The organism is Massilia sp. UYP11 (assembly GCF_050434805.1).
In the GTDB taxonomy this organism is placed as follows: Bacteria; Pseudomonadota; Gammaproteobacteria; order Burkholderiales; family Burkholderiaceae_D; genus Telluria.
Genome location: NZ_JBNDJE010000001.1, coordinates 402,740 through 418,545, shown reverse-complemented (window position 1 = coordinate 418,545; position 15,806 = coordinate 402,740). Strand labels below are relative to the sequence as shown.

12 protein-coding genes are annotated in these 15,806 nt (G+C 68.4%); 7 read left to right on the top strand and 5 right to left on the bottom strand.

The features are described from left to right. The first annotated feature begins 10 nt into the window (after positions 1 to 10). Both ABIB38_RS01850 and ABIB38_RS01845 read left to right on the top strand, forming a co-directional pair. Complete coding sequence (locus tag ABIB38_RS01850; RefSeq protein WP_429201261.1) at positions 11 to 1,195, top strand: TIGR03088 family PEP-CTERM/XrtA system glycosyltransferase; 1,185 nt, start codon at positions 11 to 13, stop codon at positions 1,193 to 1,195. Between the two features lie 31 nt (positions 1,196 to 1,226). Continuing rightward, positions 1,227 to 3,122 carry an XrtA/PEP-CTERM system amidotransferase gene (locus ABIB38_RS01845; RefSeq protein ID WP_429201259.1) on the top strand — a complete coding sequence of 632 codons (1,896 nt, stop codon included), beginning with the start codon at positions 1,227 to 1,229 and terminating at the stop codon, positions 3,120 to 3,122. Positions 3,123 to 3,260: 138 nt separating this feature from the next. On the opposite strand, the gene ABIB38_RS01840 is transcribed toward ABIB38_RS01845, so the two are convergent. From ABIB38_RS01840 to ABIB38_RS01830, 3 genes are read right to left on the bottom strand one after another with little or no spacing between them, the layout of a single operon-like run. Continuing rightward, positions 3,261 to 4,145 (bottom strand): hypothetical protein, encoded by an 885-nt coding sequence (locus tag ABIB38_RS01840; protein ID WP_429201257.1) that lies wholly within the window; start codon positions 4,143 to 4,145, stop codon positions 3,261 to 3,263. Between the two features lie 13 nt (positions 4,146 to 4,158). Continuing rightward, positions 4,159 to 5,160 (bottom strand): NAD-dependent epimerase/dehydratase family protein, encoded by a 1,002-nt coding sequence (locus tag ABIB38_RS01835; RefSeq protein ID WP_429201255.1) that lies wholly within the window; start codon positions 5,158 to 5,160, stop codon positions 4,159 to 4,161. Then, positions 5,160 to 6,524, bottom strand: coding sequence for a UDP-glucose dehydrogenase family protein (locus tag ABIB38_RS01830; RefSeq protein ID WP_429201253.1), 1,365 nt, complete (start codon positions 6,522 to 6,524; stop codon positions 5,160 to 5,162). Before ABIB38_RS01830 ends, ABIB38_RS01835 begins: the two co-directional genes overlap by 1 nt. Before the next feature lie 277 nt (positions 6,525 to 6,801). Between ABIB38_RS01830 and ABIB38_RS01825 the strand changes: the two genes are divergently transcribed. From ABIB38_RS01825 to ABIB38_RS01815, 3 genes are read left to right on the top strand one after another with little or no spacing between them, the layout of a single operon-like run. Then, positions 6,802 to 7,986, top strand: coding sequence for a glycosyltransferase family 4 protein (locus ABIB38_RS01825; protein WP_429201251.1), 1,185 nt, complete (start codon positions 6,802 to 6,804; stop codon positions 7,984 to 7,986). Then, positions 7,983 to 9,140: a glycosyltransferase family 4 protein gene (locus tag ABIB38_RS01820; protein WP_429201249.1), complete on the top strand. Its 1,158-nt coding sequence runs from the start codon at positions 7,983 to 7,985 to the stop codon at positions 9,138 to 9,140. The genes ABIB38_RS01825 and ABIB38_RS01820 overlap by 4 nt, the downstream gene beginning before the upstream one ends. Further along, positions 9,133 to 10,512 carry a putative O-glycosylation ligase, exosortase A system-associated gene (locus ABIB38_RS01815; RefSeq protein ID WP_429201247.1) on the top strand — a complete coding sequence of 460 codons (1,380 nt, stop codon included), beginning with the start codon at positions 9,133 to 9,135 and terminating at the stop codon, positions 10,510 to 10,512. The genes ABIB38_RS01820 and ABIB38_RS01815 overlap by 8 nt, the downstream gene beginning before the upstream one ends. A gap of 3 nt (positions 10,513 to 10,515) precedes the next feature. On the opposite strand, the gene ABIB38_RS01810 is transcribed toward ABIB38_RS01815, so the two are convergent. Next, a complete protein-coding gene (locus tag ABIB38_RS01810; protein ID WP_429201245.1) occupies positions 10,516 to 11,763 on the bottom strand; it encodes a pyridoxal-dependent decarboxylase, exosortase A system-associated in 1,248 nt (415 codons plus the stop codon). A 37-nt stretch (positions 11,764 to 11,800) separates the two neighbouring features. Further along, positions 11,801 to 13,372, bottom strand: coding sequence for an acyl-CoA ligase (AMP-forming), exosortase A system-associated (locus tag ABIB38_RS01805; protein ID WP_429201243.1), 1,572 nt, complete (start codon positions 13,370 to 13,372; stop codon positions 11,801 to 11,803). Between the two features lie 173 nt (positions 13,373 to 13,545). Between ABIB38_RS01805 and ABIB38_RS01800 the strand changes: the two genes are divergently transcribed. Together ABIB38_RS01800 and ABIB38_RS01795 are read left to right on the top strand one after the other, a co-directional pair. Beyond that, positions 13,546 to 14,781: an aminotransferase class I/II-fold pyridoxal phosphate-dependent enzyme gene (locus tag ABIB38_RS01800; RefSeq protein ID WP_429201241.1), complete on the top strand. Its 1,236-nt coding sequence runs from the start codon at positions 13,546 to 13,548 to the stop codon at positions 14,779 to 14,781. After that, positions 14,778 to 15,788 (top strand): GNAT family N-acetyltransferase, encoded by a 1,011-nt coding sequence (locus tag ABIB38_RS01795; protein ID WP_429201239.1) that lies wholly within the window; start codon positions 14,778 to 14,780, stop codon positions 15,786 to 15,788. Before ABIB38_RS01800 ends, ABIB38_RS01795 begins: the two co-directional genes overlap by 4 nt. Positions 15,789 to 15,806 lie beyond the last annotated feature (18 nt).

Sequence of the window (15,806 nt, the reverse complement as noted above, 5' to 3'; positions counted from 1 at the left end):
TGGGGGCGCGATGCATAGCGAGCTGTCCGTCCTGACCCTCCAGCGCCCCCTGGTCGTGCACCTGGTCTATTCGCTCGACGTGGGTGGCCTGGAGACGCTGCTGGTCGACTGCATCAATCGCTTGCCGCCGGAGAAATACCGGCATGCGGTCGTCTGCCTGACGCGTTACTCCGATTTCGCCCAGCGCATCACCCAGCCCGGGGTCGAGCTGTTCGCCCTGAACAAGCCGCCCGGCAACGGCCTGCAAGTGCACCGCGACTTCTGGAAGCTGATGCGGCGCCTGCGTCCGGCCATCCTGCACACCTACAACCTGGCGGCGATGGAGTTCTGCTTCACCGCGGCCATGGCCGGGGTGCCGGTGCGGATCCATGCCGAGCATGGCCGCGACGCCGCCGACCCGCATGGCCTGAACCCGAAGCACAACTTCCTGCGCCGCCGCCTGGCGCCGTTCATCGACCGCTATATTCCGGTATCCGATGACCTGCAGCGCTGGCTGGCCGACGTGGTCGGCATCCCGGCCGCGAAGAATCACCTGATCAAGAACGGGGTCGACACCGAGCGCTTCAAGCCGCGCGGGCACGCCGTCACCGCCGCGCCCTGGGGGCCGGACGACATCGTGATCGGCGCCGTGGCGCGGGTGCAGGACGTCAAGAACCACCGCGGCCTGGTGGCCGCTTTCGCCCTGCTGCGCGAGCGCCTGCCTTCCTTGCGCGAGCGCCTGCGCCTGACCATCGTCGGCGACGGCCCGCTGCTGGGCGCGATCCGCGAGCAGGTGGCACAGGCCCGCCTGCAGGACGTGGTCTGGCTGCCCGGCGCCCGCGCCGACGTGGCCGAGCTGCTGCACGGCTTCGACGTGTTCGCCCTGCCCTCGCTGGCCGAGGGCACGCCGGTGTCGCTGCTCGAAGCGATGGCTTGCGCTCTGCCGTCGGTATGCTCGAACGTGGGCGGCATCCCGGAAGTGGTCGTCGACGGCGTGCACGGCATGCTGGTGCCGGTCGATGTGGAGGCCCTGGCCGACGCGCTGGCGCGCTACGTGCAGGACCCGGCCCTGATGGCGCGCCACGGCGCCGCCGCACGCGCGCGCATCGAAGAGAAATACAGCATGGCCGCCATGCTGCGCGCCTATATGGCGCTGTACGACGGCCTGGCCGCGCGCAAGGCGCCGACCCGGCTGCGCCAATCCATGAATACCTAAATAATCTACATTAAGCAGGAAGTGAACCAGCATGTGCGGAATCGTCGGCATTTTTGATACCCAGGGAACACGCGAGATCGACCGCGCGGCGCTGGGCCGCATGAACGAGAGCCAGCATCACCGCGGCCCGGACGAAGGCGAGCTGTATCTGGAAACGGCGCTCGGCATGGGCCACCGCCGGCTGTCGGTGATCGACCTGGCCAGCGGCCAGCAGCCGATCCGCAACGCCCAGGGCGACGTGGTGATGGTGTTCAATGGTGAGATCTACAATTACCGCGCGCTGCGCGACGAGCTGGTCGCGCTCGGCTTCGCCTTCCGCACCAAGTCGGACACCGAGGTGCTGCTGCATGCCTACCAGGCCTGGGGCCAGGACTGCCTGCAGCGCCTGCGCGGCATGTTCGCCTTCGCCATCTGGGATAAAAAGAAGCAGACGCTGTTCCTGGCGCGCGACCACCTTGGCGTCAAGCCGATGTTCTACGCGCTGCTGCCGAACGGCCTGTTCGTGTTCGGCTCCGAGCTGAAGTCGATCATGACCCACCCCGAACTGTCGCGCAAGCTCAACCCGCGCGCGGTCGAGGATTACTTCGCCTTCGGCTACGTGCCGGAACCGCGCACCATCTTCCACGGCGCCTTCAAGCTGGCGCCGGGCCACCGCATCACGTTGCGCGTGGGCGATGCGGCGGTCAAGCCGGAGCAGTACTGGGACCTGTCGTTCCAGCGCGCGCCGCAGCGCCCGATGCAGGAAATCGAACAGGAACTGACGGCGCGCCTGCAGGAATGCGTGCAGAGCCAGATGGTGGCCGACGTGCCGCTGGGCGCCTTCCTGTCGGGCGGCGTCGATTCGAGCGCGGTGGTGGCGATGATGGCGCAGCAGAATCCCGACTCGGTCGTGACCTGCTCGATCGGCTTCGACGACCCCGAATACGACGAATCGAAGTATGCCAGCGAAGTGGCGACGCGCTACCGCACCACCCACCACGCCCAGGTCGTGGACAAGGACGACTACGGCCTGATCGACACCCTGGGCCGGCTGTACGACGAACCGTTCGCCGACAGCTCGGCGATCCCGACCTACCGCGTGTGCCAGCTGGCGCGCAAGCACGTCACGGTGTCGCTGTCGGGCGACGGCGGCGACGAGAGCTTCGCCGGCTACCGCCGCTACCGCTTCGCGATGGCCGAGCAGCGCGTGCGCGACAAGGTGCCCGCCGGCCTGCGCAAACCCGTGTTCGGCACGCTGGGCAAGCTGTATCCAAAAGCCGACTGGGCGCCGCGCATGTTCCGCGCCAAGACCACCTTCGAGGCGCTGGCGCGCGACACGGTGGAGGGCTACTTCCATGGCGTGTCGCGCATGCCGGACCGGATCCGGGCCCAGTTGTTCTCCGATGCGTTCAAGCGCGAACTGCAGGGCTACGGGGCGATCCAGGTGTTCCACGAGCACGCGGCCAATTCGCCGACCGACGATCCGCTGTCGCTGATCCAGTACCTCGACTTCAAGACCTGGCTGCCGGGCGACATCCTGACCAAGGTCGACCGCGCCAGCATGGCGCACTCGCTCGAGGTGCGGGTGCCGCTCCTGGACCATACCTTCGTCGACTGGGCCTCGACCCTGCCGCCCGACATCAAGCTGGGTGGCGGCGAAGGCAAGTACATCTTCAAGAAGTCGCTCGAGCCGTTCCTGTCGCACGACGTGCTGTACCGCGCCAAGAAGGGCTTCTCGATCCCGCTGGCGGCCTGGCTGCGCGGCCCGCTGCGTGAGAAGCTGCGCGCGGCGGCGCTGTCGCCGCTGCTGCTCGACACCGGCATGTTCAACGAGCGCTTCCTGCGCGAGATGGTCGAGCAGCACATCGCCGGCAGCAAGGACTACAGCACCCCGCTGTGGTCGGTGCTGATGTTCGAAACCTTCCTGCGCGTGAGCGCCACGGCCTGAACAAAAAATTGAGCCCCTGAACAAAAAAAGAGCCCGCGGTTCGATGAACCGCGGGCTCTTTTTCTTTTTCGAGGGCTGTGTTTCGGCTGCGTTTCTTGCGGTGTTCCTGCGCTGCGTTGCCGGGCGACGGCCGCACCGTCAGCGCAGCGAGCGCGCGGCCCGGTCCAGATACCATTTGGCGATCGATATCCAGCGCTTGCGGGTCTGGCGCAGCCAGGCGCGCGGCGGCTTGATTGGATGCCACAGCAGGTCTTTTTGCGGGCCGGCGCACAGGCGGATGTTCATGGTGCCGAAGCTGCCGCTTTTCTCGAAGCCATCGTTGGCGACGCCCTGATAGCGCTTGTTGCGGTCTTCCTCGGCCACGAACTCGCCATTGCCGCCGAAGTCGACCACGCTCATGCCGCCGTGCTTGAGGATGGTGGCCCAGGCGTTCTCGCTGTGCGCGTTCCAGCCGGCGCGGTAGTAGCGGTCGATCAGGTCCAGCGCCGGTCCGCTGATGCGGTAGAAAGTCAGGAACACCAGCCAGCTGCTGGCGGGCGTGACGGCGGCGTCGGGCGCGCGCAGCATCGACGCATACGTCCAGCCATCGTAGCCGCGCGCCAGGTGCGCCGCCAGCAGGTCGCCCTGGCGGCGGTCCAGCCCGGCGAACAGGGCGTGGACGTCGCCCGAGTATTCGACGTCGTCCTCGACCACCCAGTATTGCGCGTACTGCGGCTGCGCGCGCCGGAACAGCAGCGGCGGCAGGTCGCAGTTGCCGGGAATGAGCTTGAACGGACGCGCCGCGCCCTTGACCGGGTAGCCGAGGGTATCCATGGCGTCCGGCCCGTAGATATGGTGCTCGATCTCGATCCCGTCCAGCACCACGCGCCGCACCTCGGTCTTCGCCGACGGCGTGTACGAGATGGCGGCGAAGCGGCACTGCGGTCCGAGTTTCAGGAAGGCGGCGCGAAAACGCAACAGGCGTTTGCGCACCGCGGCCGGGTCGGTGGTCTGGAACAGCAGGATCTGCGGCTGGTCGTTCATGCGCGGCTCCTGCCTATTTGCGTCCCGGCGCCCAGTCGCGGTACCAGGCCCAGAAACTGGCCAGGCCGGTCGCCAGCGGCGTGGTCGGCGCGAAGTCGACCCAGGCCTTGAGCTTGTCGATCGAGGCGTGGGTGGCCGGCACGTCGCCCGGCTGCATCGGCAGGAATTCCTTGCGCGCCTCGATGCCCATCGCGCCTTCCAGCGTCTGGATGAAGTCCAGCACCCGCACCGGGTTGTGGTTGCCGATATTGAACACCGTGTGCGGCGCGCCGCTGGCGGTAGCGTCGGCCGGGGTCGGCTTGAACAGCAGGCGCACCACGCCTTCGACGATGTCGTCGATATAGGTGAAGTCGCGCGTGAGCAGGCCTTCGGCAAACACGGGGATCGTGGCGCCGCGCGCCATCTTCTCGGCGAAGCTGAAATAGGCCATGTCGGGCCGGCCCCAGGGGCCGTAGACCGTGAAGAAGCGCAGGCCCGTGGCCGGCAGCTTGAACAGGTGGCTGTACGAGTGCGCCATCAGCTCGTTCGACTTCTTGGTGGCGGCGTACAGCGAGACCGGCGCGTCGACCTGGTCGTCCTCGCTGAACGGCACCTTGGCGTTGGCGCCGTACACGCTGCTGCTGCTGGCGTACAGCAGGTGGTCGATCTTGCCGTGGCGGCAGGCTTCGAGGATGTTGCCGAAGGCGACCAGGTTCGACTGCACGTAGGCGGCCGGGTTCTCCAGCGAGTAGCGTACCCCGGCCTGGGCCGCCAGGTGCACCACCAGGGTCGGGCGCTCGCGTTCGAACAAGGCCGCGACCTGGGCCGCATCGCTGAGCTCCACCGTGTGGCAGGGCACGCCGGCGGGCGCAAGCAAGGCCACCACGCGGTCGTGCTTCAGGCGCGGATCGTAGTAGTCGTTGAAGTTGTCGCAGCCGACCACCTGGTGGCCCATGGCCGCCAGACGCGTCGCCACGAAGCTGCCGACGAAGCCGGCGGCGCCCGTGACCAGGATGCGCTGGGTGCCAGTGATCATCAGGCGGCCTTCCGGCTGACGCGGCCGATGCCTTCGTAGGCCAGGCCGGCTTCGGCGACTTCCGCCGGATCATAGATGTTGCGGCCGTCGAAGATGGCCTTGCCGCGCAGGGTCTGGGCCAGGTAGCGGAAGTCCGGCGCGCGGAATTCCTTCCATTCGGTGACCAGCACCAGCACGTCGGCATCGTTCACCGCGGCGGTGGCCGAGCTGCAGATGGTCAGCATCTCCTCGACGCGGGCAGCGCCGTGGTCGCGCTCGAGCACGCGCAGCGCTTCGCTGCTGGCCACCGGATCGTAGGCGCGCACGCGGCAGCCGGCGGCGAACAATTCCTTCAGCAGGATCAGGCTCGGCGCTTCGCGCATGTCGTCGGTGTTCGGCTTGAACGACAGGCCCCACAGGGCGATCGTCTTGCCGTTCAGCTGCTCGACGCCGCCATAGAAGCGCGACAGCTTCTTGAACAGCACGTTCTTCTGGTTGTCGTTGACGCGCTCGGTCGCTTCCAGGATGTGCAGGGTCTGCTCGTGGTCGGCGCCGGTCTTGACCAGGGCTTTCACGTCCTTCGGGAAGCAGGAGCCGCCGTAGCCCATGCCGGCGTACAGGAACTGCGAGCCGATGCGCGGGTCCAGGCCCATGCCGTGGCGCACCGCCTCGATGTCGGCGCCCAGTACTTCGGCCAGGTTGGCCAGCTCGTTCATGAAGCTGATGCGGGTGGCCAGCATGGCGTTGGCCGCGTACTTGGTCAGTTCGGCGCTGCGCACGTCCATCTCGACCAGCTTTTCGTGATTGCGGCTGAATGGCGCGTACAGCTGGCGCATCAGGCGGGTGGCGGTGGCGTCGTCGCTGCCGACCACGATGCGGTCGGGACGCATGAAGTCGTCGATCGCCGCGCCCTCTTTCAGGAATTCGGGATTGCTGACCACCGAGAACGCGACCTTGCTGCCGCGCTTGTCGAGTTCGCCCTGGATCGCGGCGCGCACCTTGTCGGCAGTGCCGACCGGGACGGTCGACTTGTCGACCACCACCACCGGCGCCTCGATGCGCTGGCCGATCGAACGGGCGGCGGCCAGGATATGGGTGAGGTCGGCGCTGCCGTCCTCGTCGGGCGGGGTGCCGACCGCCAGGAACACGCATTCGGCGTGCGCCATGGCTTCGTCGTAGCTGGTCGAGAACAGCAGGCGGCCGGCGGCCGCATTGCGCTCGACCATGGTGTCCAGGCCCGGTTCGTGGATCGGGATGACGCCATTCTTGAGCATGGAAATTTTTTCGTCATTGACGTCCAGGCACAATACCGTGTTGCCGACGTCGGCGAAACAAGCACCCGAAACCAGGCCGACATAACCGGTGCCAATGATAGTGATCTTCATAGTTTTCTTGGAGGAGGAAGTAGTAAAGAAGGAGGAACCGGGCAAGCGCACGGTGAACTTGGGCTATTTTTCCACAGAACTTAAGAAACTTGCCACACGTTAAACAAATGCCGCGACTGAAAGTTGAATTATAGTATCATGGTTGTCAAAAATTTATGTATTTTGTGTCAATCGTGCTTCCGTTTGGAAAAAAATTTCGCATAATCACTACATTGCATTTTTACAAAATAATTCCAGGGCCCGAGCCTGGCCTCTCCAGCCCCGTGACCAGCACACCATGAAGCTACTTACCTTCAGTACCCTGTACCCGAACTCCGAACAGCCGAACCACGGCATCTTCGTGGAGACCCGGCTGCGCTACCTGATCGCCAGCGGCCAGGTCGAATCGCGCGTGGTCGCGCCGGTCCCCTGGTTTCCACTCAAGGGCGCGCGCTTCGGTCATTACGGGACCCTGGCCAAGGTCCCGCGCCGCGAGACCCGCAACGGGCTGCAGGTCACCCACCCACGCTACCTGGTGGTGCCGAAGCTGGGCATGAACTACACGCCCTATACACTGGCGCGCGCGGCGCGCAAGGACATCGGCCGCATCCTCGACGAGGGCTACGATTTCGACGCCATCGACGCCCACTATTTCTATCCGGACGGCGTCGCCGCCGTCATGCTCGGCAAGTATTTCAACAAGCCGGTCGTCGTGACCGCGCGCGGCACCGACATCAACCTGATTCCGCAATTCGACCAGCCGCGCCGGCTGATCCTGCAGGCGGCGCGCGAGGCAGACGGCATCATCACCGTGTGCAATGCGCTGAAGGACGAAATGGTGCAGCTGGGGGTAGCGCCGGATAACATCACGCCGCTGCGCAATGGCGTCGATCTCGAACGCTTCCAGCCGATGGACCGCGCCACCGCGCGCGCCACCGTGGGCCTGGTCCCGGGACGGTTCACCCTGCTCTCGGTCGGCCTGCTCGACCCGCGCAAGGCGCACGACCTGATCATCCGCGCCCTGCCCCGGCTGCCGGACGTCGACCTGCTGATCGCCGGCATCGGCCCGGAAAGGAAGAACCTGGAACAGCTGGCGCGCGAGCTCGGCGTCCAGGACCGCGTGACGCTGCTCGGCGCCGTGCCGCAGACCGAACTGAAGAACTACTACAATGCCGCCGACGCGCTGGTGCTGGCTTCCAGCCGCGAGGGCTGGGCCAACGTGCTGCTCGAGGCCATGGCCTGCGGCACGCCGGTAGTGGCGAGCAATGTGTGGGGCACGCCGGAAGTCGTCGCCGCCCCCGAAGCCGGCGTGCTGATGCCCGAGCGGACCCCGGAGGGCCTGGTGCGGGCGCTGGGCCAGCTGCGCGCCGCCTATCCCGAGCACGCAGCCACGCGCCGCTATGCCGAGAACTTCGGCTGGCAACCGACCACCCAGGGTCAGATCGACCTGTTCCAATCCATCATGGCGAGAAAAGCCGCGTGAAAATCCTCTACCACCACCGCACCCGTTCCAAGGATGGCCAGTACGTCCACATCGAGGAAATGATCCGCGCCCTGCGCGCGCAGGGGCACGACGTCGTGATCGTGGCGCCGCCCAGCGCCGAGACCGAGTCGTTCGGCTCGGACGCCGGCCCGGTCGCCTGGCTCAAGCGCCACCTGCCGAAGACCTTCTATGAAGTGATGGAATTCGCGTATTCGCTGGTGGCCTACCGGCGCCTGGCGAAGGCGGTCCGGCAGCACCGTCCGGACGTCCTGTACGAACGCTACAACCTGTTCCTTCCTTCCGGCGTGTGGGTGGCGCGCAAGTTCGGGCTCCCGATGCTGCTGGAAGTGAACGCGCCGATCCTGGAAGAGCGCGCGCGCTACGATGGCCTGGCCCTGACGAAGCTGGCGCGCTGGTCGCAGGCCTATGCCTGGCGCAATGCCGACATGGTGCTGCCGGTCACGAAGGTGCTGGGCGACATCGTCCAGTCCTACGGCGTGCCGCCCGAGCGCATCGAGGTGATTCCGAACGGGATCGACCCGGAGCGCTTCGCCGGCGCCCCGGACGTGATGGCCGCCAAGCGCGCGCTGGGCCTGGAGGAATACCTGGTGCTCGGCTTCACCGGTTTCGTGCGCGACTGGCACGGCCTGGACAAGGTGATCGACCTGATCGCCCAGGATCCGCCGCAATCGCGCCGCCACCTGCTGGTCGTCGGCGACGGCCCGGTGCGCGCCGACCTCGAAAAGCAGGCGCGCACGCTCGGCATCGAGCACCGGGTCAAGTTCACCGGCATCGTCGGGCGCGACGACGTGGCGCGCCACGTGGCCGCGTTCGACATCGCACTGCAGCCGGCCGTGGTCAAGTATGCCTCGCCGCTCAAGCTGTTCGAGTACCTGGTGCTGGGCAAGGCCATCGTCGGCCCGGACCAGCCGAACATCCGCGAGATCCTCAGCCCCGACCACAACGCGGTGCTGTTCGACCCCGAAGTCCCGGGCGGCCTGGCCGGCGCGGTCAAGCGCCTGTGCGACGACGTCGCGCTGCGCAACAAGGTGGCGGCCAATGCGCGCGCCGCCATCGAGGAGCAGCAGCTGACCTGGGGCGCCAACGCGCGCCGCGCGGTGGCCCTGTTCGAGAGGCTGCTCAAACGTGCGTGACCTGATCCTGCTGTTCGCCCTGGTGGCGATCATCCCCTTCATCTTCAAGCGCCCGGTGGTGGGCGCCCTGGCCTATTGCCTGGTCAGCCTGATGAATCCGCACCGCATGACCTACGGTTTCGCCCAGACCTTCCCGTTCGCCATGATCCTGTGTGTCGTCACCCTGGTCGCGATCGTGCTGTCGAGGGAGCAGAAAAAGCTTCCGCTGTCGCCCCCGGTCTGGATGCTGCTGATCTTCTTTTCCTGGATGACGCTGTGCACCGTGTTCGCCCAGATGCCGAGCGCGGCCTGGAGCGACTGGGACCGGTTCAGCAAGATCATGCTGATGGTGATCGTCACGATCATGACGGTCCGCACCCGCAAGGACGCGCAGGCGCTCGCCTTCGTGGTGGCGATCTCGCTCGGCTTCTGGGGCTTCAAGAGCGGGCTGTTCGTCATCTTCAGCGGCGGCGGCGAAGGCCTGCTCGGTCCGCGCGCCAGCTTCATCAGCGACAACAACACGCTGGCGCTGGCGCTGGTGACGATCACGCCGCTGATGGTCTACCTGGTCACCCAGGTCCACACCAAGTGGCTCAAGCGCGGCGTGCTGGCCATTGCCGCGCTGACCGCGCTGGGTGCGATCGGCTCCTATTCGCGCGGCGCCCTGCTGGGCGCCTTCGTGATGGGCTTCTTCCTGTGGCTCAAGTCGCCCTACAAGGCCAGGCTCGGCCTGGTGTTCATGCTGGTCGTGCCACTGGTGCTGCTGGCCATGCCCGAAGAATGGATGGGCCGGATGCACACCATCCAGACCTACCAGGAAGACGCCTCGGCGACCGGCCGCATCAACTCCTGGAAGTTCGCGGTCAACATCGCCAACGAATTCATGCTCGGCGGCGGCCCCAACGTGTTCTCGCCCTACATGTTCATGTTGTACGCGCCGGAGCCGGAACGCTACTACGACGCCCACAGCATCTACTTCCAGATCCTGGGCGAGCTGGGCTACATCGGCCTGGTCATCTTCCTGGTCATGTTCGCGGTGGCCTGGCGCACCGGCTCGCGCGTGATCCGCTTCTGCCAAGGCAAGAAAGACCTGGCCTGGGCCCTGATGCTGGCCCGCATGTGCCACGTCAGCATGATCGGCTACCTGACCGCCGGCGCCTTCCTGACCCTGGCGTACTACGACCTGATCTATTATGTGATCGCGATCCTGATCACCCTCGACAAAGTCCTGATCCGCGCGCCGCAGAAGGACGACATCCCGCCGCTGCGCCACCCGCTGCTGGATCGCCTGGCGCAGCGCTTCCTGGGCCGGCCGCCGGCGGCGCAGGAAGGCGCGCCGCCGGGCGCCCCCGCGGGCCAGACCGACGCCAAGCTCCAGACGCGCGTGCGCTGAACCTCAGACCAGCACTTCCAGCGCCGGCGGATGGCCCAGGAACATCGCCGGGCTGGCGCTGGCGCCGTAGGCGCCGGACTGGAACACCACCACCAGGTCGCCGATGCGGGCGTGGGCCAGCGGCATGCGCTCGGCCAGGATGTCGAGCGGCGTGCACAGCGGGCCGGTGGCCGAGGCCGGGCCGCTGTCGGGCGCATCGCCCCGCGCGTTGATGCGGTTGCCCACGACGACCGGATAATTCTTGCGGATCACCTGGCCCAGGTTGCCCGATGCGGCCAGGTGGTGGTGCATGCCGCCGTCCAGCACCAGGAACACCTCGCCGCGCGAGACCTTGCGGTCGATCACGCGCGTCACGTAGATGCCGGCCTCGCCCACCAGGTAGCGTCCCATTTCCAACGCCAGGCGCGCCTGCGGCAACGCCGCGGCCAGGCGCGGCAGCCAGGCGGCCAGGTGCTCGCCCATCGGCGCCGGGTCGATGCGCTGCTCGCCCGGGAAATACGGGATCCCGAGGCCGCCGCCGATGTTCACGTGGCGCACCGCGAGCGGGCTGTCGCCGGCCAGCCGCATGGCCAGCTCGATGCTGTGCGACTGGGCTTCGAGGATCGCGTCCAGGCGCAGGCTCTGCGAGCCGCTGAAGATATGGAAGCCCTGGAAATCCAGCCCCAGGCTCGCCACTTGCCCGAGCAGGGCCGGCGCCAGCTCGGCGTCGATGCCGAAGGGCTTGGCGCCGCCGCCCATCTTCATGCCCGAGGATTTCAGCTCGAACGCCGGATTGATGCGCAGCGCCACGCGCGGCGTGATGCCGGTCGCGTCGCCGATGCGGGCAATGCTGGCCAGCTCGTGCCCGGATTCGACATTCAGGCATGCGCCGGCGGCGATCGCCTGGCTCAGTTCCGTCTCCAGCTTGGCCGGGCCGGCAAAGCTGATCCGCGCCGGATCCTTGCCGGTGTCGAGCGCGGTGCGCAGTTCCGCGCCCGACGCCACGTCGAGGCCGTCGACCAGCCCTGCCATGTGCTGCACCAGGGCCGGCATCGGATTGGCCTTGATGGAGTAATGCAGCGCAACCTGCGGCGGCAGCACCGCGCGCAGGCTGGCCACCCGGGCCGTGCACAGCGCGCGGTCGACCGCGAAGAACGGTGTGCGGCCGACGCGCTGCGCCAGCCGGGTGAGCGGGATGCCGCCGACCTGGAGGACGTCGTCGACCACCGGGAAGTGGATCTGGGGTGCGTGCTGGGGCTTGGTGCCGGTCATGAGCGTGCGGAGCAAAAAAGATGGTGGGCGGCGCGGCCTAGCGGCCGGGCCGGAAGGTCTGGCGCAGCAGGTTGCGGTCGATCTTGCCGTTCGGGTTGCGCGGCAGCGCTTCTGCGCGCAGGACGATATGGGCCGGAACCATGTAGGCCGGCAGCCGGCGCCTGCATTCGGCCAGCAAGCCGGCGCGGTCCACCGCCTGCGGATCGGCCACCGCCACCGCCACGATCGCGTTCCCCAGCATCTCGTCGTCGATGCCGAACACCGCCACCTCGCTCACCAGGCCGCTCGCATGCAGGACGCCCTCGATCTCGGTCGGGCTGATGCGGTAGCCCGAGACCTTGATCATCTCGTCCGCGCGGCCGATGAAATACAGATAGCCGTCGCCGTCGCGGCGCACGGTGTCGCCCGACCATACCGCCAGCTCGGGCAGCGGCAGGGCCGGATCCTGGCCCGGGGCCGGACGGAAGCGCTGGGCAGTGCGCGCCTGGTCGTTCCAGTAGCCCAGCGCCACCAGTGCGCCGCGGTGCACCAGTTCTCCCGGTTCGTCGTCCTCGCACAGGCTGCCGTCGGGACGCACCACCAGCACTTCGGCGTTCGGTATCGCGCGCCCGATCGAATCCGGGCGGCGCGCCAGCTCGGCCGGCGGCAGATAGGTCGAGCGGAACGCCTCGGTCAGGCCGTACATCAGGAAGATCTCGGCGCGCGGCAGCGCTTCCTGCAGCGCCTTGACGGTCGCCACCGGCATGGCGCCGCCGGAATTGGTGATGAAACGCAGGCTGCAATCGGCCGGCCACTCCAGGCGCGACAGGGAGATCCACAGCGGCGGCACCGCGGCCAGGCCGGTGATGCGCTCGGCGCGCACGGCGGCCACGATGTCCTTCGGGAACAGGTAATTCATGAGCACCACGCTGGCCCCGCGCAGGAAGGCGGTGGTCAGCTGGCTCAGGCCGTAGTCGAAACTCAGCGGCAGCACCGCCAGCAGCCGGTCTTGCGCACCCAGGCCGAGGTAACCGGCCACGCTGGCGGCGCCGGCGACCATGTTCCGGTGCGACAGCACCACGCCCTTGGGCGCGCCGGTGCTGCCCGACGTGTACAGGATGGCCGCCATGTCGGTGTCGATGCGGCGGTGCGGCGCCGGGGCGGCGCCGGCGTGGGCGTCCAGCTCGCGCCAGTGCAGCACCTGCGGCGCGCCGGCGAGATCCGCCGGCGCCGCGCCGTCGGTCAGCAGCAGCGCGCGCAGGTCGGGGCAGCCGGCCAGCGCGGGCGCCAGCTGGGCGCGACGCTCGGGGGTCGTCACCAGCAGGCGCACATTGCAGTCGGCCAGGATGTAGGCCACCTGCTCGGGCTTGAGCAGCGGATTGACCGGCACGAACACGCAGCCGGCGGCCGCCGCGCCGAACATGGCGACCACGTTCTCGATGCGCTTTTCCATGTAGACCGCCACGCGCTCGCCCGGCCGCAGGCCGCAGGCCAGGAACAGGGCGGCGGCGGCGCTCACCCGGGCCGCCAGTGCGGCATAGGTGCAGCGCTCGGCGCCATAGGCCAGCGCCGGGGCGTCGGGGGTGCGCGCTGCGCTGTCGAAAATGCTGTCGTGGATCAGGTGGTTCATCGCGTTCCGGGTCTCGATGGCCGCCACCCAACCGATAGGGCGCGGCGCGTCCGCCATCTTACCAGTTCGGGCCCGATCGCAAGCCGCCCGCATGCAATGCCGGCATCATCGGCCGCCCGGCGCGCGGACTCCCGGTGCACGGGAATCGCCCGCCCCCATGTTATATTTAAATCATGCCCAGAATAAACAACAGTACCGCGCCGCGCCGCGCCATTCCCTCCGTGCCGGTGCTCTCGCTGGGCGCGTTCGGCGCCCGCCAGGCGCCCCTGCCGGCGCTGGACGACGCGCCCGCGGTGCAACTGGTGACGAGCGGCCGGATCGCGATCGGCATGGCGCTACGCGCGCTCGGCGTGGGGCCTGGCGACACGGTGCTGGTGCCGGCTTACCACAGCCCGTCGATGATCCCGCCGGTACACTGGCGCGGCGCCGAAGTCGTGTTCTACCGGGTCCACCCCGACACCACGGTCGACCTGGAGGACGTGCGGCGCAAGATGGCGCCCGGCGTGAAAGCCGTCATGGCCACCCATTTCTTCGGCTTTCCCCAGGACTTGCGCGCCCTGCGCGCCCTGTGCGACGCCCACGGCGCCGGGCTGCTCGAAGATTGCGCGCACTGCTTCTTCGGCGAGCGCGAGGGCGTGGCGGTCGGCGCCAGCGGCGACTACGCGATCGGCAGCAGCATGAAATTCTTCCCGATCTTCGAAGGCGGCTGCCTGGTCTCGCACCGGCATGCGCTGCCGGACCGGCTGGCCGGCGCCGGCGCCGGCTTCGAGGCCAAGGCCGCGCTTGGCGCGCTCGAGGCCAGTTTCGGACACGGTCGCCTGCCGGCGCTGCGCCTGGCCGCAGCGCTGCCGCTGCGGCTCAAGACCGCGCTGTGGAACCGGATCAAGGCGCGCGCGGCCGGCTCCGTGGCCGCCACCACGGCCATGGAAACGGCGCCACTGGCGCTGGCCCCTTCTTCGTCCGACAGCAGCTTCGCCTTCGATGCCAACTGGCTCGACCGCCGCTCGTCGCGATTCTCGCGTCTCGTGCTGCGCGGCGCCGGCCGCGCCCGCATCGTCGAGAAACGGCGCCGCCATTACCTGGAACTGGAACGCGCGCTGGACGGCGCGCCCGGCTGGCGGCCGCTGTTCGCGGCGCTGCCACCCGGCGCCTGTCCGTGGGTCTTTCCGCTGCTGGCCGAGCGCCCGGCCGAACTGTTCGCGCGCCTGCGCGCGGCCGGCGTGCCGATGGTGCGCTTCGGCGCCAGCCTGTGGCCGGGGGTCGACGCCGCCACCTGCGCCAACAGCGCGGCGCTGGGCCGATGCCTGTTCGGCCTGCCCGTGCACCAGGAGCTGACGGCGTCCGAGAGCGCCTGGCTGGCGGCCACGGTGCGCGCCGCGCTGGAAGCGTCGATGGCGGTGGCGGCATGAGCTGGCAAGTGGTCCCGGCGGCCGAGTTCCTGGCGCGGCCCGAGCTCCAGGAGCGCTGGCGCCGCCTGCACCGGGCCAGCGCCGGCTCGCCGCTGCTGGCGCCCGAATTCGCGGTCGCCGCGCTGGCGGCATTCGGAACCGGCCGCGAGCGGCTGGCCTGGCGCGAGGTGGACGGCCAGACCGACGTCACGACGATCCTGGCGCCGTCGCGCCTGGGCGCCTGGAACACCTTCCAACCCTCGCAGGCGCCGGTCGGCCTGTGGCTGCAGCGCGACGCGCGGCCGCGCGGCGCGAGCCTGCCGGCCCTGATGCGGGCCCTGCCCGGCCCTGCCTTCATGCTCGGCCTGACCCAGTGCGACCCGATGCTGATGGAGCGCCCGGCGGACGACGCCATCGCGCGCACGCTGGACTATATCGACACCGCCCGTGTCACCCTGCCGGCCAGCTTCGACGCCTATTGGGAAGGACGCGGCAAGAACCTGCGCGTCAACCTGCGCAAGCAGCGCAAGCGCCTGCAGGACGATGGCGTGACGACCCGCCTGCAGGCCAGCCGGGCGGCGCACGAGATGGCGGCCGCGGTCGAGGACTACGGCCGCCTGGAAAGCGCCGGCTGGAAGGCCAAGGACGGCACCGCGGTCGCCGGCGACAACGCCCAGGGCCGCTTCTACCGCGCCATGCTCGAAGCCTTCGCCGGCGCTGGCGCGGCCTGCGTGTACCGCTACTTCATCGGCGAACGGCTGGCGGCGATGGACCTGTGCATCGAGGGCGGCGACTGCATCGTGGTACTGAAAACCGCGTACGACGAGGGCTTCGGCAAGGCGCTGTCGCCGGCGCTGCTGATGCGCGAGGAAGCCACGCGCGCGATCATCGACTCCGCACGCTTCGCGCGCATCGAGTTCTACGGGCGGGTGATGGAGTGGCACCTGCGCTGGACCGACGAGGTCCGCGTCATGTACCACCTGAACGCCTATCGCTGGCCCTGGATCAGGCGGCTTCACGCTGCCTGATGCGGCCGGCGCGCTGGC